Source organism: Streptomyces sp. NRRL S-920 (assembly GCF_000717945.1).
Lineage (GTDB): Bacteria > Actinomycetota > Actinomycetes > Streptomycetales > Streptomycetaceae > Streptomyces > Streptomyces alboniger.
This window is the reverse complement of the sequence record NZ_JODF01000029.1, coordinates 43,135-67,012: the sequence shown is the minus strand read 5'-3', so window position 1 is coordinate 67,012 and position 23,878 is coordinate 43,135. Positions and strand designations below refer to the sequence as shown.

The 23,878-nt window shown below is 66.7% G+C and carries 17 protein-coding genes; 11 read left to right on the top strand and 6 right to left on the bottom strand.

Annotated features, from left to right (window positions below; all coding sequences use genetic code 11):
• Positions 1-140 precede the first annotated feature (140 nt).
• Entirely contained in the window at positions 141-503 is a 363-nt protein-coding gene (locus IG54_RS38105) for a hypothetical protein (RefSeq protein WP_030786632.1), read from the top strand.
• A 141-nt stretch (positions 504-644) separates the two neighbouring features.
• Here IG54_RS38105 and IG54_RS0121270 read toward each other — a convergent pair whose 3' ends face one another.
• Positions 645-1,052, bottom strand: a complete 408-nt coding sequence (locus IG54_RS0121270; protein ID WP_030786629.1) for a hypothetical protein — start codon at positions 1,050-1,052, stop codon at positions 645-647.
• A 562-nt stretch (positions 1,053-1,614) separates the two neighbouring features.
• Here IG54_RS0121270 and IG54_RS0121265 point away from each other — a divergent pair.
• The 10 genes from IG54_RS0121265 (at position 1,615) to IG54_RS0121225 (ending at position 18,181) form a co-directional block, all read left to right on the top strand.
• A complete protein-coding gene (locus IG54_RS0121265) occupies positions 1,615-2,985 on the top strand; it encodes a PTS transporter subunit EIIC (protein WP_267883658.1) in 1,371 nt (456 codons plus the stop codon).
• A 440-nt stretch (positions 2,986-3,425) separates the two neighbouring features.
• Complete coding sequence (locus IG54_RS38095) at positions 3,426-3,941, top strand: glycosyltransferase family 2 protein (protein WP_234336287.1); 516 nt, start codon at positions 3,426-3,428, stop codon at positions 3,939-3,941.
• Positions 3,942-4,196: 255 nt separating this feature from the next.
• Positions 4,197-4,826, top strand: coding sequence for a glycosyltransferase family 2 protein (locus IG54_RS38090; RefSeq protein WP_234336285.1), 630 nt, complete (start codon positions 4,197-4,199; stop codon positions 4,824-4,826).
• A gap of 269 nt (positions 4,827-5,095) precedes the next feature.
• A complete protein-coding gene (locus tag IG54_RS0121245) occupies positions 5,096-5,800 on the top strand; it encodes a TnsA-like heteromeric transposase endonuclease subunit (protein ID WP_106977057.1) in 705 nt (234 codons plus the stop codon).
• The gene (locus IG54_RS0121240) at positions 5,797-7,980 is read left to right on the top strand and encodes a DDE-type integrase/transposase/recombinase (RefSeq protein ID WP_030786620.1); all 2,184 of its coding nucleotides are present in this window, start codon (positions 5,797-5,799) and stop codon (positions 7,978-7,980) included. Before IG54_RS0121245 ends, IG54_RS0121240 begins: the two co-directional genes overlap by 4 nt.
• Positions 7,977-9,113, top strand: coding sequence for an AAA family ATPase (locus tag IG54_RS0121235; RefSeq protein ID WP_030786617.1), 1,137 nt, complete (start codon positions 7,977-7,979; stop codon positions 9,111-9,113). Before IG54_RS0121240 ends, IG54_RS0121235 begins: the two co-directional genes overlap by 4 nt.
• Positions 9,110-11,692: a TniQ family protein gene (locus tag IG54_RS0121230; RefSeq protein ID WP_030786615.1), complete on the top strand. Its 2,583-nt coding sequence runs from the start codon at positions 9,110-9,112 to the stop codon at positions 11,690-11,692. The genes IG54_RS0121235 and IG54_RS0121230 overlap by 4 nt, the downstream gene beginning before the upstream one ends.
• A 45-nt stretch (positions 11,693-11,737) precedes the next feature.
• Positions 11,738-12,190 carry a TOTE conflict system archaeo-eukaryotic primase domain-containing protein gene (locus IG54_RS43800; protein ID WP_420712269.1) on the top strand — a complete coding sequence of 151 codons (453 nt, stop codon included), beginning with the start codon at positions 11,738-11,740 and terminating at the stop codon, positions 12,188-12,190.
• A gap of 25 nt (positions 12,191-12,215) precedes the next feature.
• Positions 12,216-13,721: a TerD family protein gene (locus tag IG54_RS42975; RefSeq protein ID WP_078594330.1), complete on the top strand. Its 1,506-nt coding sequence runs from the start codon at positions 12,216-12,218 to the stop codon at positions 13,719-13,721.
• A 1,028-nt stretch (positions 13,722-14,749) separates the two neighbouring features.
• Entirely contained in the window at positions 14,750-18,181 is a 3,432-nt protein-coding gene (locus IG54_RS0121225) for an NACHT and WD40 repeat domain-containing protein (RefSeq protein ID WP_078594348.1), read from the top strand.
• Between the two features lie 1,313 nt (positions 18,182-19,494).
• On the opposite strand, the gene IG54_RS0121220 is transcribed toward IG54_RS0121225, so the two are convergent.
• From IG54_RS0121220 to IG54_RS0121200, 5 genes are all read right to left on the bottom strand, one after another.
• Positions 19,495-20,352, bottom strand: a complete 858-nt coding sequence (locus IG54_RS0121220; protein WP_037897513.1) for an IS5 family transposase — start codon at positions 20,350-20,352, stop codon at positions 19,495-19,497.
• Positions 20,353-20,366: 14 nt separating this feature from the next.
• On the bottom strand, positions 20,367-20,777 hold the full coding sequence (locus tag IG54_RS0121215; protein ID WP_030786600.1) for a hypothetical protein: 411 nt from the start codon (positions 20,775-20,777) through the stop codon (positions 20,367-20,369).
• 6 nt (positions 20,778-20,783) lie between these two features.
• Positions 20,784-21,701 (bottom strand): DUF6192 family protein, encoded by a 918-nt coding sequence (locus tag IG54_RS0121210; RefSeq protein ID WP_030786597.1) that lies wholly within the window; start codon positions 21,699-21,701, stop codon positions 20,784-20,786.
• A gap of 360 nt (positions 21,702-22,061) precedes the next feature.
• Entirely contained in the window at positions 22,062-22,577 is a 516-nt protein-coding gene (locus tag IG54_RS0121205) for a hypothetical protein (RefSeq protein ID WP_030786594.1), read from the bottom strand.
• 3 nt (positions 22,578-22,580) lie between these two features.
• Positions 22,581-23,273 (bottom strand): hypothetical protein, encoded by a 693-nt coding sequence (locus tag IG54_RS0121200; protein ID WP_158708897.1) that lies wholly within the window; start codon positions 23,271-23,273, stop codon positions 22,581-22,583.
• Between the last annotated feature and the right edge of the window lie 605 nt (positions 23,274-23,878).

Below are 23,878 nucleotides of genomic sequence, written 5' to 3'. Positions count from 1 at the left end.
GCCGTGCCGGACGTGACCCAGGTGTCGGGAGCCGGGTTGTGTCGGCTGAGTACGAGCCGCGGTGCAGATGAGTATCCGCGCCCATGCTGCGGCGGGGCGGGCGCGGTGAGGATTGTGCATACCGATCGTGGAAGGAATCGATGACGAACCCCGGCACCTACGCGCGCTTGTACGGCCCTGCTCAGCCCGCACGGCGCTCTGGGCACTGGGGTCTCGTCGCAGTGGCAGGAGTGCTGTGGGCGCTCACTCTGACATCGCTGGCCTGGATCACGGTGCTCGTGAGTTTGGCCGCACTCTGGGGTGAGGCGGCAGGCGCGGACGCCGGCACCTTCGTCCTGCAGTACGTGGCGTTCGTCGCCGGTGCTGCCGCGGCCCTGACCGCCCTGGTGTTCGCCCCCGGCATCCGCCGTCTGTCATGGGCAAGCCGCCTGATCCTGGCGGGTGTTGTGGCCTGCCCCGTTGCCGTCGGCTTTGCGGTCTACTCCTGGGCGTACACCGGCTGACCCCCGGCTGCCGGACACGGCGAACGAGAACAGAGCCAACAGACTCTACATCCCTAGGCGAAACAAGGCTGCACACTCACACGGGCCTCACCAGAGAGGTGCAAAGGCGCGTTCTCAGCACCCGTACTTGTTCAGCACTGATCAGGATCCGAGTTCATCCAGAATGCGCAGGACATCCAAAATGTGAAGCAGTTGCCCATCAGCGGAGCGCGCCATCAGCATCACCTCATGGGGCGGCGTGTCGCCATAGTCGGCCGTGGTGATCTCCTCGCGGAGCTCGGCCTCGAAGCCGGCACACTGAGGGCAGTTCTTCCAGTGGATCAGATAACGGGCTGGTGCTCTCAGCGTGCTCCCGCGATCGTGCAGGAGGAGCGCAGGCGCCCCGCTGGCGTGGGTCCCGCTACCTTCGCGGACCTGGTCGACCGTGTGCGGCCGCTCGAAGCGGCGGGCATCGACGACGGACCCGATGATGTGGACATCGTCGCCGGGCTGGAAGTGGGATGGCTCGATGATCCGCTCGTGCACGGCACCGGTGAGTGACTCGGTCATGAGCATGGACGGTAGAACCGGGACACCCGGCGTGCGAGAGGGGTGGACCGGCCCGCGGGACGTACAACTGGGCTGAACCGAAGGATGGTTCAACCACCGCCGTGTGTGTCCCGTCCTGACCTCCGCAGCCGACCAACATCGCGCAGTGCCCCGCGAAGATCGGCCGCTGGGCCCGTGGGGGTGCGCTGCACCCCAACGAGCGCCCAGCAGGGGGGAGAGGCTGCCGATCAGGGGTCAGCCCGGCCCTCCACCGAACCGTCCCCCGCTCCAGGGGCGTTGCTCCTCATCTGCTGCGACTGCTGTGGGTGACCATGTCGCGAATTCGCCTGGCGGGACGGACCGGGCGGGACCCGTTCCTGGGGCTGACGCTGTCCCGGCCACGGTTCCCGCCAACGGAGATGGTGCATTGCGAACCTTCACGGGCTCGTTCAGCGTGGCCTCCGACACCCGCCTGCTCGCGGCCCCGCCCCGCTTCGGAGGAATCTGTGCCTGCTGTCCCCGACGATGCCCAGTCCCTGTCCCGTCTGGTTCGTCAGAGCCCTTCTGGGCGGGCCGGCGGCTGATGAGCGTGACATCGTTGCGAAAGACGAACGCGGCTGGCAAGCGCTCAAGGGGCCGCTGGCGCAGGACCCCGCGCTCTTCCCATAGCGAGACGGGATTCCTGCGCAGGCTCGGTGAAGGGCTCGCTCTCCCCGTCGCCGCCTTGCCCGCAGCCGGACTGCTCCTGCGCATCGGGCAGAAAGACCTCCTGGGCGGTGTCGGCGCGATCTCTCCGGCCGCGTCCGTCGTGTCGGCCGTGGGTGGGGCCGTGCTCGGCTATCTCCCTCTGCTCTTCGCTGTCGGTGCGGTCTTCGGACTGCAGCGTGACCGTGACCCGCACGCCGCCCTTGCCGCGATCGTCGCCTACCTTGCGATCAGTCACGCGTGCCTTCAGCTCAACCCACTGCCCTCCGACAAACTGGACACGCCTCCAAGCCAGCAGCCGTACGGGGCCCTGACCGGCATCCTGGCCGGGATCCTGACCGCCATGCTCTGGCGAAGACTGACCGCGCGGAGGCTCCCGCCCTTCGCGGCGCACGCCGCGATCCTCGTTGCGGCTCTCCTGCTCGGGGCGGCGCTCGGACTCGCATTCCCGGCGGTCAACGACGGCCTCGTCTGGTTGGCGAAGCAACTGACCGCGCAAGCAGTCATAGGCGGCGGGGTATTCGGCGTCCTCAACCGAGTTCTGCTCTTGACCGGGTTGCACCAGATCCCCAATACGATCATGTGGTTCGTCGCAGGCGAATACGCAAACGGTGTGCACGGGGATATCCCTGGATTTCTGGTTGCGCGTGATCCGGCTGCAGGATCATTCACCACGGGCTTCTACCCGATTGCGTGCGGCGCGTTGCCGGCTGCGGCAGTCGCCATGTGGCGCACCGCTCTGCCCGAGCAGCGCAAGCGAACCGGCCAACTCCTGGGTACCGCGGCCCTGATGTCCTTCTGCTTCGGGGTCACCGAGCCCATCGAGCTCCTGTTTGCCTTCGCGGCCTGGCCCTTGTACCTCACCCATGCCGTACTCACCGGGACCAGCCTCGCCCTCGTCAACGCCCTGGGTATCAAACACAGCTTTGCGTTTTCCGCCGGCGCGCTCGACTTCGGCCTCAACTTCCCGATCGCGACCCGTCCGATCCTGCTGCTGCCGATCGCGGCCGCGTACGCGGCGATCTACTACGTGCTGTTCAAGTGGGCCATCCTCCGCTTCAACCTCGCCACCCCGGGCCGCAGCAGCACTCCCGAACCAGCCGAGGACGACAGCGGCACCGGCGCCCACCGGACCGGGCCGCACGCGCCTCCACCAGGGCCCCGAGGAGCGGGACCGAGACCAACCCCTGCTTTTACTGCACTGTCCCCGACACGACAGCCCGCACATGCCCACACCACGGAGGCGTAGTACGTGATCGCCGACGAGATCCAGACCGGAAATTACCGCAACGGCGCCTTTTCCCTCTGATCGTTGTTGATCCGGGGCCGCAGTGGCAGAACCTGGGGCCCGGGATAACCCCCATGCGGTGCCCGTACGACACCGGCGAGTTGCTCGCCGTGCGCTGGTGCGCCCCCGAGAGCGCGAGTGCTCAGGCACCCGGCGTCCTGGCCCAGGTGCTCGCAACCGCTCCCCCCGCCCATGATCTGCACGACGCTGAACGTCTCAAGGCATTCCATCGGGCCTTGCCGCAGCACCTGTACCTGATCGCGCTCACCACCACGTCTGTGATCGGACCCTGGTCGCAACGCCCGGGCCAGTATCTCGCGGCGAGCCACCCGGGCCCTACCCCGCCTGTGGGCGTTTCCCGCCCGGCGTAACCACCTCGGCCAACCAATACTGGAGGACCAGTGCCTTTGACCACTCCGCAGACGGCTGTCATCACTCCGACAGACTTGCACCCCACCCGCCTGTCCTTCATCGAGGAGCTCTACGAGAGCCTCTGTGCCCAGGAGGGCGTCACCTGGGAGTGGATCGTCGCCCCCAACGGCCCACGAGCAGAGCCTGACCGCATCCCGCGGGCGATCACAAGGGACCCCCGGGTCAAGGTGATCGCCAGACCTGAGCCGGGCCCGGCTCCAGCCCGCAACACCGCCCTGAATTACGTCGAGGCGCCCCGCTGCACCTTCGCGGATGATGACGATCAGCTCGCCGCCCCTTTCAGCTTGGCGGTCCGGAACGAGCGCGCCATCATCACCGGATTGGGCTGGGTCGCCGGCCGGTCGGCCGACTGGGACCCCGAATCCGGGAGCCTTTCGACGTGGATGAGCCCAACCCCCGTCGGCCGCTCGCGGCCGGCGAGGTGTTGGACTACTGGCCGGACCCGCTCGCCAGCAAGCCACCGCTGGGACACTGCATGCTGCTGACCTCTACGCCGCTTGCCCGGGCAGTCGGACATGGCGGGCTCCACAAGGGGGAGGATTACGCCTACATCACTGGGATTTGTGGCCGTTGGGCAGGGGAGCTGCTGCCGGACGTCGTGTACCGTCGAAGGATGCATGCCGGTTCCCTGTCAAGTCCAGCGTGTTGAGCGTCGGCCAAGTCGCCTAACCATTCCCGCCCCGATGCTTTCGCTCTGGAGTCCCACCCTTATGCACCCCCTCAACGAGCCTGCCGTTGCTGTGATCACTCCGACCGGCCTGCGGCCGAATCGACTGCCGTTTCTGGAAGAGCTTTATGAGAGTCTCCTTGCCCAGGAAGACGTGACCTGGGAATGGATCGTCGCTCCCAACGGGCCGCAGGCCGACCCGGGCTTGCTCCCGCCGGCCATCGTCAAGGACCCGCGAGTGAGCGTGGTCGTACGCCCGGGCCCGGGCCCCGCGCCCGCGCGCAACACGGCCTTGAACTACGTACGAGCCCCCCGTGTTGCCTTCGCGGACGACGACGATCGGCTGCCCCCGTCGTCGCTGGCCATCCGCAACGAGCATGCGATCACCACGGGGCTGCATTGGGTCGCCGGCCGGTCCGCTGACTGGCACGCCGAGTCGGGGAGCCTCACGACCTGGATGTGTCCTACCCCTGTGGGACGCCACGAGGCCGGCGACGTCTGGACGTTCTGGCCGGATCCGATGGCGAGCAAGCCGCCGATGGGTCACTGCATGTTGCTCACCGACACTCGCCTCGCGCGCGCAGTCGGTCACGGCGGCCTTCACAAGGGAGAGGATTACAAGTTCGCCCTCGGCGTGTGTGGCCGCAGTGCCGGTCTCATGCTCAGCGACGTTGTGTACCACCGGCGAGTTCATGATCAGTAGTGGAGCGCCGAGGACACCTACCGGGACGAAGTCAAGTTCGATGCCCGCCGTCACGCCTGGTTGCTGGGGCGCGCCGAACGTGAACTGCAGGCTGAGCGGGGCGATGTAGGTTCCTGTAGGTTCCGCGATCCGGTGCGCACTGTACCCGTGAAATGCGCATCCGATGCGCAATTTCAAGGATCTGTGCGCACTGACTCCGCACGGTAACTAGCTTCCGCCCTATGGCTATTCCGAGTCCAGCCCAGGCCCGCGGGAAGTACAAACAGCCGATGGCCTCGGTGCGTTACAACGACGCGTCGGTGCGCAAGGTCCCGTTCAAGGATCTGCGTTTGGCGGATTTCACATGGTCGGTTCCATGGCGGAAGTTTCGTTCCGTCCACGGCCAGGCGCACTACTCAGGGCGGTACGCGTCGGCAACTATGGCCGGGCCCGTGGTCTATGAGAGCCGCTTGGAGCTGGCACGGCTGCTCCTGGCCGACATGGATCCTGCCGTGCGGGGAATCCATGCCCAGCCGTGCCACCTGACCGCTCGGGTTGGCGATCGGGTACGGCGGCACGTGCCGGACTTCCTGCTGATCATGGAGTCGGGAGCGGTGCGGGTGGTGAACGTCAAGCCCGCGGATCGGCTCAAGGATCCGAAGATCACGGAGGCGTTGGCCTGGCCGGGTGAACTGGTCGAACGGCACGGTTGGGAGTACGAGATCTGGTCCGGGGCGGACCGGGTGGTCCTGGAGAACGTCCGGTTCCTCGCGGCCTACCGTCGCCCGGGCGTGGTGCCGGAGGCCGAGATCGAGCGTGCTTGGGAAAGCGTGCAGGACGGTGACCGACTGGGTGTGGCCGAGCGACGGCTGGCAGCTGGGCGCCCCGACCACGAGGCGCGACCAGCTCTTTTGGCGCTGGTGTGGTCTGGGCGGCTGACCACTGATTTATCCCGCCCGCTGAGTGGCGACTGGGTCCCGCGGAGGTCACTGTGAACGCCTGGACAACGACTCTGCGGACTGGTCTGCCACTCACCTATGACGGCGAGCAGTTCACGATCGCGGAGATCGAGGGCCGCCGCATCCTCCTTCAGCACATGTCGGCAGAGGGCCGCCCCACGTGGCGGCAGGTCGACTTGTCGGTGCTGCTGGCACACCCCTCTACCGAGTTCCTGGTGGAGACCTCGCCTGCGGAGCCGGCGGCCGCAGCGTTGGTGGGCGGCCTCAGTAGTGCGGAGGACGATGCGCTCACCGTTCGGTTCCGGCATGTGCAGGAGGTTCGCTTCGGCTTTCAACTGGGTTCTTCCGAGCTGGCTTTGGAGGGTGAGCCACGGCCGGACTATGCGCCAGAGGTGCCTTTGATGCACCGGTACCGGGCAAAGGCCGCCGAGCTCGGAGTCGACCCAGCGACGGTCCGGCGATGGGTGTCCAAGGTCGAGCGGGACGGGCCGGCCGGGCTGGTGAGCAAGCGCCAGCCCAAAGGCGTGCTGGATCGGGCCGATCCGCGCTGGTTGGAGATGGCACGCACGGTGATCGGGAGTCTGGAGAAGTCCAGCCGCCCGGTTCGTGGCCTGGTGCTGATGGAGATCGAAGAACGGCTGGCCAAGAAGTACGGCCGTGATGAGGTGAGCATTCCGAAGCAGACCACGGGCTATGCGCTGCTGAAGGAACTCGGTCGGGGGACGAACGCGTTCCAGGGCAGCACGAAGGGGAAGCGGTCCATCGCGAACCGTCCGCAAGGGGTCTTCGGCAAGCTGCGGGCCGCGCGGCCAGGTGAGTACGTCGTGCTGGACACCAACAGCCTGGATGTCTTCGCAATGGAGCCGGTGACCTGCCGGTGGGTGCAGTGCGAACTCACTGTCGCCATGGACCTCTACAGCAAGGTGATCACCGGGTTGCGTCTGACGCCGGTGTCGACGAAGTCGACCGACGTGGCCGGTGTTCTGTTCGAGACGATCCGACCGCGGGAGGTGTCGTCTGCTGGAACGGGTGAGCCGCTTCCGTACTACGGGGTTCCTTCCACGGTGGTGTTCGACGCGGAGAAGCTGGTGGACGCGCAGGGGCAGCCGCTGCTGCCCGCGGTCGCGGCAGAGACGATCATCTATGACCACGGCCGGATCTACGTCTCGAACCACATCGCGAGCGTCAGCGCGAAGCTCGACATCTCGCTGCAGCCGGCTCGCCCCTATACGCCGACCGACAAGCCGGTGGAGCGGTGGTTCAAAACGTTGAACCAGGGGCTTCTGGCGGCGCTTCCCGGCTACAAGGGGCCAGACGTGCACAGCCGGGGAGAGAAAGTGGAGGAGGAGGCGTACTTCTTCCTGGACGAGCTTGAGATGATCATCCGTGAGTGGATCACCTTGATCTATCACAGGCGGCACCACCGAGGGCTGACGGTTCCGGAGGTCCCGGGTCTGAAGCTGAGCCCTCTGGAGATGTTCGAGCACGGCGTGAACCGGGCGGGGCCGTTGCGTATCCCGTCCAGGCCGGGGCTCGCGTTCGAGTTCTTGGAAGAGGAGTGGCGCCCCATCCACCACTACGGGGTGGAGATGAATGGGCTGCGCTACAACGGTGACGGGCTCGACGACTACCGCAATCGGATCAGCCCGCACCGCGGCGAGCACGCCGGGAAATGGCCCGTCGCCGTGGATCGCGCCGACATCAGGAAGATCTACTTCCAGGATCCGGGGCAGTCTCACCTGTGGCACACGCTGGACTGGGAGCACGCCCCGGCCCTTAACGGGCCGGCCAGCTTGGAGGCATTGAAGTACGCACGCCGGATCGCAGCCAAGACGCATCGTTTCCCGGACACCAAACGCGCCCTGATCGAGTTGCTGGAACGCTGGGGTGCCGGGCTGACCGTGGATCGGGCCGAGCGGCGCATGGCGGTGCGCTTGTCGCAGGACCGTCTGCGCCTGATGGGCGGAGACGGTTCCGGAGTCGACGAGATCGACGAGCTTCCTTCCGTGCGCCGTCTGGCGGAGCTCAGCTCGCCAAACGTGGGAACAGGCCGAAGGACGGCACCTGATCTGCAGGTGGTGGTCGTGCCTGCGGATGAGGACCTGGGCGGGGACGACGACGAGGACGAGGAGTGCGAGGCAGTCCCGGCAGACGAGGAGACTGCGGGCCTGGTCGATGAGGATGAGTACTACGCCGATGTCTGGGAGAGCCGTTGAGTAAGGCCGACGGCCCCGCGCCGTTCGAGGGCGACGACCGCCAGTACAGTCCGACCCGGCTGGCCGGATGGCTGCAGGAGGTCTACGGCCCTGACCGGATCCGGCCGGAGCAGCTGAGCCGGGCCCAGCTCGCTGAGCTGTCGCCGCGGGCGCGATCGGTGCATAACGACAACCGGGAGGTCTGGCACGCCAACATCGGCCCCATCGACACTCCGCAACTGCTCGCCCTCCACGCTGATTTACGCGAGATCGTCGAAGCGAACCGGCAGGACGGCAACAAGACCAAACCGGCCGCCCTAGTGGACGCCCACCCGGGGCTCGGTAAGAGCACGGCGGTACGTGCGTACGGCTGTGACCTGTTCAAACGGCAGGTGAACCTGCACGGGGACACCACGGCGGCCGGTGCCCGCCGGGTGCCGGTCATCTACATCGCGCTGAGCGGCAACACGCAGATCCGCGGTCTGAACGCGGCGATCTGCCGGTTCTACGGGCTGCCCGTCAAGGGGGACGCGGACACGCTGGCCGAGCGGGCCGTGGACGCGGTCTTGTCGATGAAGACCGTCGCCATGATCATCGACGACATTCACTTCCTGGCGGGTTCGAAGTCCAACTCGGTCCGTATGGCCAACCAGCTCAAGTATCTCTCCAACGTCTTCCCTGTCACCCTGATCTACGTCGGGGTAGGCGTCCAGGAGCGCGGCATCCTCCACGAGGGCTTCTCGCCGAGGGAGAGCCCGCTCGCCCAGTTCGGGCGCCGCACCACGGCGCTGACGCTGGCGCCCTTCCAGGTCGATGACGACGAGGGCCGCCTGCAGTGGCGTCAGCTGCTCAAGACGATCGAGCAGAAACTGGTCCTGGCCGAGAAGCACCCCGGCATGCTCGCCGAGGACCTTTCGGACTACCTCTTCGCCCGCTCCACCGGGCACTTCGCCTCGCTGATGTCGCTGATCAACCGCGGCTGCCTGCGCGCGATCCGCAGCGGGCACGAGCGCCTGGACGAGGAGCTGATGAACCAGGTGAAGAACGATGCCGCGGCCGAGGAGGCCCGCAAGGAACTGGAAGCCGAGATCAAGGCCGGCCTCAAGACCACGCGGCCCAACCAGGGTCCACGACACCGGAGGAAGTCGGCATGACGGGCTGGAGTGAGGAGCGCATCCCCATCGCCGTGGCACCGGTCCCGGGGGAGGCCCTGGACAGCTGGCTGGAGCGGTACGCACAACGGCTTCGGATCAACACCTTGGACTTCGTCGACTATCTCGGTCTGCCGCGCTCGTCCGCGCGCACGATGGTCCGCCGCCTGACCGAGGACGAACGCGAGGTGCTCCAGCGCCGCACCGGGATCGGGGCCGGGCAGCTGAGGGCGATGACCCTGGAGCCCTACGACGGCTCCCTCGTGCGCATCGACCCGGTCACACGGCGCCTGCGGTGTCCGCCCACCTGGCGGCACTACGGCAACACCTCCCGGTACTGCCCGGCCTGCCTGAACGAGCAGCAGGCACGGTGGCAGGTGCGCTGGCGCCTTGGCTGGGTTTTCGCCTGCACCCGGCACAGCCTGCTGCTGCTCGACCTGTGTCCCCAGTGCGGCAACGCCCCGCCCGTGGCCACCCGCGGCCGGCACCGCGTCGTGCCGCCGCCGGAAACCTGCCGCTCCTGGATCATCCAGCGGGGCCAGGACGTCCGCTGCGACTTCCCCCTCGCCCACGCACCAGCGGTCCGCCTGCCCACGAACGGGGCGGTCCTCGCAGCCCAGCACGCGGTGGACACCTCCGTGCTCGCCGACCACCACGGCCCCGCTGCACGCCAGCGCGGCGGCGAGCTGTCGTTCCTGGGCCGCCGGGCCCTGCGCGGCATCCAGGCGCAACTCGAGCTGGCGCCACCCGTGGTCGGTCAGGTCCTTGAAGAATGCGGCGGGACCACACCCCGGGTCGCCGCCACCCAGGAAGTGCATGACGCGCACAACATCGCCGTCGGCACAGCCCTGGCCGTCATCGCCACAGACCCTGAACACCCTGCCTCCGACAAGTTGTTCGCCTGGCTGCACCGCGGCAACGGGCAGCCCATCGGCATCCCCCGCGATCACCCGACCTCGGATCTGGGGAACTGGAGGCCGGCCGGGCCACGCGTGATCTCGCGGATCCTCAAAGCCTCGGACGGACAGCTCACCCTCAAGGCCCGGCTGCGCTACCGGACGGCGACCCCCGATGCCGCCCCTCCCGCGCTCACCGAAGCGCAGGTGAGCCAGCGGGCGGCGAAGCTGCCCGGGATGCTCTGGGCGTCCTGGACGCTGCGGCTGCTGCCGGCCAAGGCCGCCCACCAGCCGCGTATCGGCGGCATCCGCCGCGCCTGCGTGAACCTGATGCTGATCCCCGCAGGCCCGATCGGGCACCGGGAAGCCACCCGGCTCATGGGCAACAGCCACTTCCGCAGCCAGCAGGAGGCGCTGCTGGCCTTCGTGGACGAGGACCACATCGCCAGCACGCTGGCGCACTTCGCGCACGTCGTCGACACGCATACAGTCCCGATCAACTACGCACGCCGTCGGGCCCTGTTCGCCGACGAGAGCGTCGATCTGTGCCTCGACGAGTGGCGGCACCGGGAGATCTGTCGCAGCTTCGGCAGCCGCCAGTTCACACCGGTACATCGGGAGCGGGCCCGCTGGCAGGTGCGCCGCTTGCTGCTGGGGGCCGAGCCCCACCGGGGCAACCACCCGCCCGCATGGGCTCACCGCTTCACCTACCGGCTGCATCCCGATCTGCGTGCTTTCTTCGCTGATCAGGCCGCTGCGATCCTCGCCGCCCGCAAGATCAAGGAGCCGGTGTGGTGGGAGCCGCCCGACGACTGGCTCGACGGGATCGCGCTGCCCGTCGCCCCGCTGGACGTCACCGTGGACCGCCTGGCCGCGCTGCTGCAGCCGGGGCCGAGCGCCGGCGATGTGGCCAGCGAGCTCGGCCTGACGATGCACCAGTTGCGGCTGCTGCTGGAGAGCCGAGGAGTCAGCGCCCCGAAACCGCCCGAACCCCGAGGGCCGGGGCACCTCACTCCCCGGCAAGGTGACCTTGCACCCGATCGCCTGCGCCACCTCTATGTGGAACGGGGGATGCAGCAGAAGGACATCGCCGAAGTCGCCGGATGCAGCCCCGATATCGTCCGCTACTCCTTGAGGGAGGCCGAAATCCCGCTCCGGCCGCGCCGCGCCGCCGGTGAACTCGCCCGGTCCGTCGACCCCGCCTGGCTCGCGACCGAGTACTACGTCAAGAGGCGCACGGCCGCGGACATCGGACGGGAACTCAACACCGGCGGCAACAGCATCACCAAGCTCCTCGACGCATGGGAGATCCCCCGGCACCCCGTCAGCGGCCACACCCCTCCGCCACGCATCCACACGAATCCGTTCGACGGATTGTTAGTGAAGCTCTCGCCGGCCATGCGCCGCATCAGCATCCGCCAGAACAGCCTGACCGCCCTGCGAAGCGCGGTGCTGGTGCCGGGATACCCCACGCGCCGCTCGGCAGCCCTCGCCCTCGGCATCCCCCGCACAACGTTCAACGCGCGCCTTCGCCTGGTGGAAGACGGCGCCGGGTTCGCCGTGTTAAACCACCGCAAGCGGCCGGTCAGGGTGACGCCCCGCGGCCGAACCCTCCTCAATGAGGCCAGGCGCCTGCTCCAGCTCCTTGACGCGCAAGAGCCCTCAGCATCAGCCGACGTATATTAGCGAACCTGACGGATCTCACCGCACGATCCACCTGCAGGCTGGATCATGAGGGGCGTGGAGGACTGGTCTGATGGCAACGACCCCAATGAGCTGCGCATGTCTCAACGCCGCCCTGCAGGAGAACGCGGAGCTCGCCCTGCTGAAGACAAACAACACACGCCTGAGGGCGCGCCTAGGCCAACCGCCATGCCCGGCCCCCGCGCCGTCGGCCGCAGCCGACCCCATGCCGGTGCCCCCGTCCTTGGTGCTGGCGGCGGGCTTCCGTGCGCCGGCCCCTCGTCCGGCACCGTGGCGAAGATCACTCTGCTACGGGCTCTGTTCGCCGGACGCGACGACGTGTACGCAAGGCGGTGGGTGAGTGCACGCACCGGGCGGACCGGCTGGAGCCCGGCCGAGGCCGACCGTGCGACAAGACCCAGGACGACGCGGACCGGGTGTTTGGGCCGCTGGCCGAGGAGACCATCCACCGCCACCTCGATCCGTCCAACGGCGAGTTGACGGCAAGCTGCACAACGGGGGCACAATGACGGTTTTCGAAGCCTTGCAGGCAGGGGATCCGGACCAGGTCGGGCCGTACCGAATAGTCGCGCGGCTAGGCGCCGGCGGCATGGGGCGGGTCTACCTAGGGCGCTCACGAGGTGGGCGGCCGGTAGCCGTGAAGGTTGTACGCCCCGATCTGGCCGACGACACCGGCTTCCGGCACCGATTTGCTCGGGAGATCACGGCGGCCCGCCGGGTGAATGGAGCCTTCACCGCAGGAGTGATTGACGCAGACCCGCACGGGTCCCCGGCCTGGCTAGCGACCGTGTACGTACCGGGTATCTCACTCGGAGAGGCGGTTGCCACCCACGGTCCCTGGCCACAGGAGCGAGTACTGGCGTTAGGCGCGGGGTTGGCCGAAGCCTTGGAGGTTGTTCATGCCGCCAGAGTGGTCCACCGAGACCTAAAGCCCTCTAATGTACTGCTCGCTGCTGACGGGCCCCGAGTCATCGACTTCGGCATCTCGGTCGCCGACGAGGCCAGCGCTCTGACACGGAGTGGCATGGTGGTGGGCTCGCCAGGCTTCATGTCGCCGGAGCAGATCACCGGCAATCCAGTCACTCCGGCCTGCGACGTCTTCTCATTGGGCTCGGTCCTGGTGTTCACCGCCACCGGAGCCGGTCCCTTCGGCTCCGGCCTGGCCCATGCTGTGAACTTTCGCGCCGTGTATGAAGAGCCCGATCTGCAGCGAGTACCAAACAGTCTGCGGGCCGTAGTGGCAAAGTGTCTGACCAAAGACCCCTCCCGACGGCTCTCCGTACCAGAGCTGCTGGAACAGCTAGCTGTGACCCACGGAGGTAGGCAAGCCGTAGCTATGAGCCTCGCTGAAGGTGGCTGGCTACCCGAACCCGTTGCCACCGCCGTTCGGCTGCGGGCCACCGCACTCAACATCCAGCACCCATCACTCTCCGCACCATCCTGCCAAGCTGGCAGCACGCGGCTTGAGAAGGGGGGCAAGGTCTCGCTGACCACCAAGGCGCCGGACCTCACAACCGTAATCGTTGTGCTGAATTGTGACGTGCGGACGCCAGCGGGTCCAGACTTCGATGTTGACGCCAGTGCCATATTGGTTGGCGCCAAAGGGAGAGTGATATCCGACCAGCACTTCGTATTCTTCAATAACCGCACGAGCCCAGAGGGTTCGGTCGAACATTTCACTGTGGGAATGGCCTCCGAAGAAAGGATCAAAGTCGACCTCGTCACCGTCCCAGCCGAAGTCACAAAGATCGTTTTTTTAGCATCAATCTACGATGCCGCTAACCGGCAGCAGACCTTCGACGATATTCACCAAGCGTCCGTCCGGGTCATCAACCCATCAGGCGACCACGAGATAACCCACTACTCGTTCCCCGGGGCAAGCTCCAACGTCTCCGCAGTAATTTTGGGTGAGCTCTATCGACGTGGTACGGAATGGAGGTTCCGAGCCGTCGGTCGCGGGTACACCTCCGGCCTGGTCGGTATCGCACAAGAATTCGACATCAACGTCTGACCTTACTTTCGCTACTCAGCACCCTCCTGAATTGGCTTCAGGAGCAGGAGCCTCTTCCGGGTTGAGCAGGCGCGTACGGCACCGTCGGCAACCCACCGCGCAGGCGCTCCAGTTCAGGGCGCTACGCCACGAGCCGTGACAGCGCCCGCTTACGATATCCCTCCTTGCGCTCAGCGATCTCAGAGTCCCGAGAGGGCACTTGGACAGGCAGGATGCCGCTGTCCCCGTCGAGTCGCGCGCCATGCCACGCGCGACGCTGACACCCCGCCACGTGATCTTGGACAGTGGTGACATCCAGTAGTTGTCAATAACAAACGGCGAGCTCAGCGGTTGACCCGTCGTGCGATCATTTCGGTTCGGCTGGCGTAGCCGAGCTTTCGCGAGGCTCAGACATGACGACCACACAACGGCCGCTACCGACCGTTGCGGAAGTCCGAGCCTAAGGCTCGCAGTCAAGACCTCGATGTTCCGCAACGGGGCAGAATCCGGCGCGGGATCTGGGATGCCTGGCACGCTACACACCCTGAACGACCTCAAGGGGCTTCTTCGGGCCATGCCCGACTGACTGGCTGACACACTCGTTGCCACCTATAGCAGCGGATCCCCGGTTAGCGAAACCGGGGAACATCCGGGTCATTGCCCTTCCACCGCCCCCCGTTCAGTCCGTGGAAGGACCTCCTCATGCCCCAAGCCACCTGCCCGCCGTACATGCCCGAAGACATCCTCACGCCCGACCGGCGGTGGGCACAGAACCATCGCTACGCAGAGCAACCCCCGATGGCCCCCGCTCAGGAATCCTGCTCATGATCCGTACCGTCGCGCGGTGCTCATCTCGTGCGGAAACCTCCATCGCCGCAGGACCCAGTGCTCACGAAGCTACGGTCCCTAGAGCGAGTCTAGGTTCCGCGGATTTGTGAGCAATTCTGCGTGACCATGAGCACTGGTTGAGCATTTCTGCGTGATCATGGGCAGTGGTCACGTTCGGTTGCCTACTGCCTGCACTATTCCGTCTAAGAGATCACGCATACATGGGGATCGCAGCAAGTGCACCGGAAACTGCGTTCGAGATTGAGCACCCAAACGTTGGGAAACATACAGTTGTGCTTCTAGGCGCGTTACAAGCCGCCCGCCGCAGGATGATCCGTAAGACGGTACTTTCCATTGGCGCGGCCTTGGCCATCGGCTTCGCCGTGTGGATCGTGTTGGACCCGGGCGTGACTGGACCGCTTGCCACGATCGCTGGACTGTTCACCGGCATGATCGCATTACTGCTGTCTCTCACTGAGTTTCTTCGCCGCGAACCGGTCCGCCACGATCCTGCCACCCTTGCCGACGACCTCGGACTGCGCCTGCGTGACCAGTGGTCGGAGGAAGCCACAGCACGCCAGTTGCGCGACCCGCGGGTACTACCGCTAACTTGGAAATCTACAACCAGGAACATCGTCGATGATCTGCGCTCTCCCAATTCCCCAGTCGTGCGGATACGACTGGACGGCCGGCTCGATGGACGCTTCGACGAGGCGACCCGCCGGCTCGCCGAGGGCTGGGCCCGGATCCCGAACGGCCGCCTGGTCATCATCGGTGAGCCCGGTTCCGGCAAGACGGTACTGGCGATGCTGCTCACGCTGGGCCTGCTCAGTATCCGCGAGCCGGGCGGCTGTGTTCCGGTGCTTCTCCCGGTTTCCTCCTGGGACCCGGTCCGCGAGCGCTTGGACGACTGGATCGTGCGGACACTCGCCCAGCCCTATTACAACGACCGTCCAGAAATCCCGCGCACCCTCCTCGCCCACGGCCTGCTCCTTCCCATTCTCGACGGCCTCGACGAGATCCCGGAATCTGCCCGACGCAGCGCGATCCGCGGGATCAACCACGCGATAGGCGGCGAGCGACCTGTCGTTGTGACGTGTCGCGCCACCGAGTACGAGGACTTGATCCGTGGTGGCGCGCCAATGCTGCGGCAGGCAGCGGTGGTCGAAATCTCCCCCGTACTGGCCGAAGACGTCATCGCCTATCTTGCAGAGGTGCACTGGCCTGCCCACGTCGACTGGGCGCCGGTCTTCACCCACCTGCGGGCACGGCGGCAGGGCGCGGTGGCCGCCGCATTGTCGACGCCGTTGATGGTGACGTCGGCGCGATTGGTGTACGAGCGAGGCTGCGGAAGTCCGCGGGAACTGTTGGATGCCGAACACTTCGACTCGATGCATGCGGTGGAGGACCACGTTTTCCACAGGCTGATCGACGCGGCCTACGCGCCGGATCCGAACCAGCCCGACGAGATGGCGACTTCAATCCCCTGGAGCCCCGCGCAGGCGCGACGCTGGCTGACGTTCCTTGCAGGCTATCTGCACGATCGGCGGGAGCGGGATCTGGCCTGGTGGCTGATGAGCGGGCGGTTGCTGTCGGCCTGGGCAGGACCGGTAACCGGTCTGGCAGGCGGGAGCCTGCTGGTTTTGGCTGCCGTGTTGTGGATGCCGATGACGGACAGCATCGCGCTCGAGGACCGGGGCTTGGCCGTCGTGGTCTCCCTCATCGTCGGCGGCGTCTTCGCGCTCCTGAATTCTCTTGTCTGGTACGTCTCCGAAGCCAGACCGCCTGGTCGGCTCACCTGGTCGGTGCGTGGATCGCCGAAACGCCTCGCGCGCGGATTCCGGATGGGACTGGTGCTCGCGCTGGTTTCCGTGGTGCCTCTCATGTTCGGGTGGACTGCCATCCGCGTCATCGACAAGCCAGGCGATCAGAAAACTCCCGTGGCGACCGCACTGTACGTCGAGGCCCTCACTGTGTCCGTGGCTCTTGCCGTGGTAGTCGGTTGCGCTCTGGCCGCACACAACTGGCTGGACGCGCCCCCATCGCGGGCAACACAGGTCAGTCCCGCCAGCTCACTTCGCCAGGACCGCCGTTCGTCGATCGTCAGCGCTACGACGGCTGGCCTTGTGGCAGCCTTGTTGGGGCTGCCCGCCTGGTGGGTGGGCACGGTGGCCGGCGAGCTTCTACTGGGCCTGCTAACCGGTTGGACAGGCTGGCCGGGCCGCTCTGATGTCAGGCTTCTCGCAGCCGACCGGTGGAGCACGCTAACCGGAGCTTTCGGCAACTCAGGCTCGCTCCTAGGTGTTGCCTTGCTATTGCCGGGAGTGTTCTTCAGCCTGCTCGTTCTCATGGGGCGGGCGTGGCCCCGCTTCGTCGTAGCCAGGTTCTATCTTGCGGTACGCGGCAAGCTCCCATGGCGCCTCATGACGTTCCTCGCCGATGCACGCCGCCGGGAACTGCTGCGACAGGCGGGTGGCGTATACCAGTTTCGGCACATCCGGCTCCAAGAAACGCTAGCTGTGCAGCCGACGTACGGAGATACCGTTCAGGCACGGAACACAGCGCAGCGGTCGCCAGTGAGACGCAGACTGGTGCTAGTAGCGGGCACAGGTCTAGCAGTTGCAGGGATGTTCCGGTTGCTCAGCGGGCGCAGGGACGGGAGTGTGGCCAGACTGGCAGTTCCCGGGCGGCGCAGAGTCGTAGGAGTGGCGATGCGACCTGGGGCAGGACGCGAGGTCGCCTTCGCACTGGATGACGGGTCTGTGTGGCGGTGGGTCGGATACGCCGCGTCGCCTTCAGTCTCACTGGCCGCAGGCTACCCCCAGTATACCGAGCCTGATGAGCCGATGCCGGTGCTCGCTTTTTCCGCGGACGGTGACCTCCTCATGGCAACTCGTGAGTCTGGGGGAGGGGTGAGCATCTGGAACCTGGCCAGCGGCGGGATGGAGCAAGTCGGCTTTCCATCTGACACATCGACCTCCGATTCACTTTTGGCCGTACACGGTGACCACATGGCCTGGAGCGACTCGTCACACATCGGCGTGTGGAAAGCGATCCGGGAAGATGATCCATCTTTGTTCGTCCGGTGGGAGTTCTTCGACGACTTTCTCAAGGGCGGGGAGGGCGACAACCTTGAGGACGCCAATCTTGAGGGAATGGCGTTCCTTCGCGACGGCAGTCTCGCTTTCATGGGCGATGGAGGCGGAACGTGGCGATCTACTGCTCCAGGATTCAACGACCTGAAACGTGACCTCCCATCCATGCGCCTGAGTCCTGAGGCGGTGTTCGATTCCGAGAACGGGGCGACCCTACTCATCAGCCGTTTCGATGATTCTCTCGCCGTCTTCGGGCCCGAGGGAGCCGAACTGTGGCGGCGACGCGGGACAGGCTGGACCTCCACGCCGCATACCCTGGGGGCGGCGCTGCGCACCGGAGCCTTTCACCCGAAGCGCCCCCTTCTCGCTGTTGCTGAATCGTACGGTGGCGACATACAGCTCTGGCACCTCGACGACGCTCCTTACCCTCGCCAAGGCGAGAAGCTCATCGGGCACAACAACTCAGTACTCTTCCTTGACTTCAGCCTCGACGGCCATTGGCTCGCCACAGGTGGCGCCGACGGCACTCTGCGTATCTGGGACGCCACGATTCTGTAGCGGTGAATGGGCAGCTCGACCGGAGACGCGTGACGGTCTCTTCCCGACTCATACCCGGTAGGCGGAAGGTCGGAGACGGCAGGCGCTACTCACAGCGACCGCCAATGGCATCCCAACGGAGACGTTCTGCTCGTAATGAGCACCCACAAGCAGCGCTCATCACTCGCGGAATCCGCCGTTCCTGCAGGAGTCCGTGCTCACGAGGCCGCGGACCCTACAGCGGTTGTAGGATCCGCCACTTCGCTGACAATGAAGGCGCTCCATTGACAATGGATTGACAAATCCGCAGACCCGTTGTCAACGACTACCTACCGTAGCGGACATTGTTGATGCCTTTCCGGTCTTCCCCACTGGGATGGGCCGACTGCGGCCCTTCGCCGACGGGCTCCCTGCGGGTGACGGGAGCAGCGGAGCAGCCCGGCGTGCCAGAAGCAGTGCTCCGTTCGCCACTGAGTGGGCATGGCGGTGGGGACACGAGTACGGGCCGGGTTCAGCAGACCACCCAGCATGTGTGGGATCCATCCGTGCCGCTTTGCCGCTCAGTGCTCCCTCGTGACGCGGCCCCTGCCGCCAGACCCCGGAACCCGGTGGTTGGCCCGCACAGACACCGGGTGCAATGTGTGAGAAGCCGCTGATGAAGCCGACATGCCAAAGGGTGAGGACCGACGTGTGCTCTCTGGCGTAGAGGAAATGCGCTGTCCCGGCCCGTTCCGCCCCCTCTTGGGGGAGGAGGGTGGTGGGTAGGACGTTCCGGCCGTGTCGAGCTCCCCTCCGTAGCCGGTGCAGTCCGACCGTGGGTGTCGGCGTCGCGGGAATGCGCCGGCACCCACGCGAAGTGGGCGGGACACGGGGTGGGCCTGGACCACGTCCGCTTGGCCGCCTTGATTTGTGTGCTCGGCTATGGGCGGCTGACCGCGTCGCCGATGCGGCAGCAGCCCGCGAATCGGCGGGTTCGACTGCGGAGTTCGATGTCCGGCCGGGGTGCAACGGGTGAATGCACGAGCTAGATATGGCATCGCGCGGACAGCGGGCGGCGGCGGTGGGACGCTTCTTGGGTCCGGCCGCCGCCGGAATGCGGCGGCGGCCGGGTGCGCGAGGCACCGAAGGCTCCCCTCGGTCGGGCCTCGCGCGAGGTGCCCTCCGGGTGGCAGGGCCGCGGGAGTTGCCCCGCCGCCGCCTGGAGGGCAGGGGCTGGGGCCGCGTTGTCGGCGACGCGGCTCCAGCTGGCCTCACGAAGACGGTCACGGCCCGGGGGCTGGGGGCCTGGGGTGAGAGTAGACGGGCGGCCGATGTGATCGGTAGCGCGGTCCTGGTCAAGCTGCCTGGAGAGCCGCTCCCGGGCGGAGGGCGGCCGCGGTGGGGTGCAGTGCGGGCCGGGTCAGACGGCGGCTCATCAAGGTGATCAGTGCCAGATTGACCATCGCTTCCGCGTGGGCGGGCAGCCTCTCGTAGTCCCTGACCAGCCGTCTTGCGTGCAAGATCCATGCGAGGCTGCGTTCCACGATCCATCTGCGGGGCAGCAGGACGAAGCCGGCCGCGCCTTTGGGGCGGCTGACGGTTTTGATGGTCAGGCCTAGTGTCGTCTTGGCCCAGGAGACGAGGGTGCCGGCGTAAGCGCGGTCGGCCCAGACGACCGCGATCTCCGGGTGTTCCGCGCGCAGACGGGCCAGGACGAGACGGGCGGCGTTCGCGTCGTGCGTGCTGGCGGGCGTGACCGTGACCAGCAGCGGAAGCCCGTGAAGGTCCACAACGACGTGTCTTTTGCGGCCGTTTATGCGCTTGCCGGGATCGAATCCGCGGGAATCCTTGCCGACCATCTCGGCGGCTTTGACCGACTGGCTGTCAATCACGGTCGCTACCCCGTGCGGTGAGGCGCCCATGGCGCACCGGACTTCGCGGCGCAGGTGATCGCGGATCTTCTCCAGGGCCCCGGACTTCGTCCACCTGCGAAAGAATCCGTAGACGGTGGCAGGTGGCGGGAAGTCCGCGGGCAGCGACCGCCAGCGACAGCCTTCAGACACCACATAGCGCAGGGCATCGATGATCTCCCGGCGAGGGTGCCTCTCCGGCCGCCCGCCTCGTGGCGTGGTGCAGGCGGCAGGCGGGAGCAGGGGCTCGATGACCGACCATTCTTCATCGGTGGTGTCCGAGGGGTAGCGCCGCCGCCGCATCCGCGCGCCCCCTTTCAGGCGATCAGGTCGAGGGTGGCCTCGACCGCCCTGATCTGGGTGACGATGTACTGCACCCGCTTGTCCTGCGGAGCGTGTGCGGCGTGCGGGGCGATCGTGGCGTCGGCCAGACGGCGGGCTTCGGTCAGCAGCTCGCGGATGCGGCTCACCTCGAACCGTTCCAGCTCGTCGGGATCGAGAGTGAACATGTAGCCGTCCAGGCGGCTGTAGACCAAGGGCAGCCAACCGTTCCTGGTGATGGTGTCCCGCAGCATCGCCAGCCCGTCGCGGGCCTGGGCGCGGGTGAGTTCACAGGCCGCCATCAGCTGGCCGAAGTCCAGTCCGGCCGGGCGTGCTTCCATCAGGATGCGGCGGATGCACTCGGCATGCCGCCGGGCGGCATCGCCCTTGCGGCGTGAACGTGCCATGGCCCCTCACTCGCCCCGCAGCAGACGGGCCAGCTCCTCGTCCATATCGGTCTCGCCGGTGGAGACCGCGTGCTCGACCCAGTCACACGCGGCCCGCACCCGGGACAGGTTGTGCCCGATCACTTCCTGGGCGTCCAGGGACAGTTCCCGATCCCGCATCAAAGGCACCAGGCGGTTGGTGGAGGCCACGAACTTGTGGCAGGCGCCCACCAGATCCAGGAACTCCATTGTGCGGTCGATCGACCGCACCACCGGAGCCACCGGATTCTCCTCCTGCCCGGGAACCAGCTCCTCGCGGGCCTCCTCGGCCTGCTTCCAGCGCTGGGTCTGGGCCTTGTTGAACAGGTGCACGGCCGTGCCATCGCCGGCAGCCCGGAAGGCGACGCCGGGACGGCGCAGGAAGTCGGTCGCCACCCGCGCGGCCACCTGCTCATCCGTCGCCAGATCATGGATGGCCTCGACCTTCTCCTGGACGGACTGCGGGGTGTCCACCTGCCATCCCACCTGCCGCTTCGCCGCGTCCCCCGTCCACTGCAACTTCCCGGTCCGCGGATGCCTGGGCGGGTTGACGATCCGCTCGAAGCGGTCCTGAAGCTTCTCCAGGATGCGGTGGATCTCGAACGGGACCCCCTCCGCCCGGCGTTCGGGCGGCCACTTACTGGCCGTCTGCCGGACGATCCGCACCTGGTTGTAGGAGACGCCGATGTCCTCGGCGAACATTTCCAGCGTCGCCCGCACTCCCAACGGTTCCTCGTCTGTTGCGGGCTGCGAGCCGCCGTGCGGACGCAGCGGCTCTATCTCCAAGGCGTCGTCCCCGATTTTGAACTGGATCTTCGTCTCGTCCAGGACGAGCTGCCGGTCCTCGGCGACGAGCTCCTCGTAGCGCTTGCGCGTCACGCTCCCGACCTTCATGCCTGCGGACATCGCGCCCACCCCACAACAGGCCGGAGCACGGCCTCTCTTGGCCGTAGAGAAGAACCCCGGCCCGCCCGTCACCGGCAGAATCCGACTGCCGGCCCCCCAGCGGAAGGCGCACCACCAAGGCGCGTGAGGCACCCGCAAGCTCTCCGCAAAGCCCCCTGCCACACCACCGTGACCCCAGCGCGTACACAAGCCTGCCGTTCACTACGACGACCAGTGAGGCGCCCGCACGAGATCAACTGAGGATTGAAATCAGGCTCTGATAACGCGGACCTCCGGGCAATGCCGACGGCATCAGGGAGCCGCAGTGCGCGGCGGCGGCACAGAGGCTGAGTCCTGTGCCGCCGGGCGTGGTCCTGTGGCTCAGAAGTCGTTGGTGGTCAGATAGAGGTAGTGGTAGCCGACTCCGCCACCGTTGAAGTGCCAGAAGTTCTTGTTGTAGGGCCGGTCCCGCATCGCGTACAAGGCGGCGCGGTCGAAGCCGATGGTCCTCTCACACACCAGGTCGTCGTCGTTGGTGACCCATCCCAGGATGGCGTTGAGCAGGCCGGCTGCGATGCCGAGCAGGGCAGCCCAGCCGGCGGCCTTCTCCGCCCCGTCGCCACCGGCCGCGGTCATGTCGGCGGACGCGTCCACGGCATACTCGGCGAAGCCCGCGAGAGCTCCTCGCAGGTCGTCGTAGAAGCCGCCAGGGCTGTCGTCCTGTTCCCAGCACTGGAACTCGACCGACAGGTGCTGGTCGACGGGGCCGCTGTACGCGTACGTCTCGCGGGCGTTGAAGTCGTAGTCGAACACCGTGGGGTAGTCGTTGACGTCGATGTCTCCGTACTTGCGGGTCTTGAACGACTTCTTGATGTGTTGGTCGCTGCCCGCGCTCACCGCTCAGTAGATTTCGTCGCTCCCGGAGATTTCTCCCGATTCCTTCAGGCAGTCGAACTTCTCCATCCGCACCCGCACTTCGTTCAGCACGCCCTGGGTGTCGGCGGCCGGGCGCGGGCCGGTCAGGATGGTGACGCCCCGCCCGTACTCGCCCAGCGCTGCCGCGAACTCGTCGCTGTCTGCCATGTCGCGCTTGCTGACATCGATGATCTGGACGTTGGGCTGGGCGCAGATCTCCTCGGCCAGGGCAGGCAGCGCGGCCTTCAGGTCTGCCTTGCTGAACCCGCTCTCCATCGGCCGGCTCGTGATCGCCTCGGGGAGCACCGCGACCGGGCCACGGGCGCAGGCGTCGCGGTACGCCTGGCCGAAGGCCGGCAGTTCCTTTTCCGGCAGGAGCGTGGTGGCGGTCTTGAGCAGACGCTGCTCCAGGTCCGTCAGGGCCAGGCCCTCGTCCTGGCGGGCGGCGGCGTGGAGCAGCACCCCGACCAGCAGGTTCGACGAGCGGTTCATCCGCAGCCGGCGCTCTCCCCGGCTCTCCTCACCCCGGACCCGGGGCGTCCCGGACAACGAAGCATTCAGGCGCTCCAGGCGCTGCTCAGCGGTAAAAGGCGATCCCGACACGAACGACCACATCCTTGATGAAAGCTGAGAAACGCTCCCGATCTGGGAGCGCTGTGCGCAGGTGAAGTTGGCCATCGGGAGATCGGTCTCTGCGAGCCCCGAGGCGTACAGAAGCAGTGCAGTTCAACGGTGTCACCGATGCCAGACCGGCTGCGCGACCGCGGGTCGGAAGACCGGCTCTCCGCAGCGGCGCGCCTGTCCCCTTCCGAACAGGTTCTGCACCCGCCCCGACCGCATCCGCCGGTCCGCCGCGCGCTCTGAACACTGCCCCGACAACTGCGCTCGCTGGTGGTCAGGCTGAGTTCTGCCACAGGCATTCCCTCATGCTCCAGCCGGACACGGCGTCCCGCCTCACCCCACCATTCCACCAGGTAACCGCGTGAGCGCACACAGTGACAGAAGCTGGCTGATCTCACCATCCGGACAGCAGATGCCGGGCAACCGCAAGCCCCAATGCTGCGACATCGCCGCAGTGCGTCGAGTCCGCAAAGGAGCCCTTCGACTGCCAAGGGCGCCTGCGGCGCCGCAACATAGCCGACGATCACCGGTTTGCCTAACCGGTGATCGTCACGACCATTGAAGCCTCAGCCCATCCCCGAGCCTCACGTGGAGAACATGGCCACCGCATCCCTCTCGCGGCCTGCGAACCCAAGATCGCCTACCAACAGTGACGACCCCTC

Bases quoted from the DNA above. Each gene is read 5' to 3' on its own strand.
- IG54_RS42975 (WP_078594330.1), top strand. From the start codon at position 12,216: ATGACGGTTTTCGAAGCCTTGCAGGCAGGGGATCCGGACCAGGTCGGG.
- IG54_RS38105 (WP_030786632.1), top strand. From the start codon at position 141: ATGACGAACCCCGGCACCTACGCGCGCTTGTACGGCCCTGCTCAGCCC.
- IG54_RS0121220 (WP_037897513.1), bottom strand. From the start codon at position 20,352: ATGCGGCGGCGGCGCTACCCCTCGGACACCACCGATGAAGAATGGTCG.
- IG54_RS0121245 (WP_106977057.1), top strand. From the start codon at position 5,096: ATGGCCTCGGTGCGTTACAACGACGCGTCGGTGCGCAAGGTCCCGTTC.
- IG54_RS0121230 (WP_030786615.1), top strand. From the start codon at position 9,110: ATGACGGGCTGGAGTGAGGAGCGCATCCCCATCGCCGTGGCACCGGTC.
- IG54_RS0121270 (WP_030786629.1), bottom strand. From the start codon at position 1,052: ATGACCGAGTCACTCACCGGTGCCGTGCACGAGCGGATCATCGAGCCA.
- IG54_RS0121265 (WP_267883658.1), top strand. From the start codon at position 1,615: ATGAGCGTGACATCGTTGCGAAAGACGAACGCGGCTGGCAAGCGCTCA.
- IG54_RS0121215 (WP_030786600.1), bottom strand. From the start codon at position 20,777: ATGGCACGTTCACGCCGCAAGGGCGATGCCGCCCGGCGGCATGCCGAG.
- IG54_RS0121200 (WP_158708897.1), bottom strand. From the start codon at position 23,273: ATGGCCAACTTCACCTGCGCACAGCGCTCCCAGATCGGGAGCGTTTCT.
- IG54_RS0121210 (WP_030786597.1), bottom strand. From the start codon at position 21,701: ATGTCCGCAGGCATGAAGGTCGGGAGCGTGACGCGCAAGCGCTACGAG.
- IG54_RS0121225 (WP_078594348.1), top strand. From the start codon at position 14,750: ATGGGGATCGCAGCAAGTGCACCGGAAACTGCGTTCGAGATTGAGCAC.
- IG54_RS43800 (WP_420712269.1), top strand. From the start codon at position 11,738: ATGAGGGGCGTGGAGGACTGGTCTGATGGCAACGACCCCAATGAGCTG.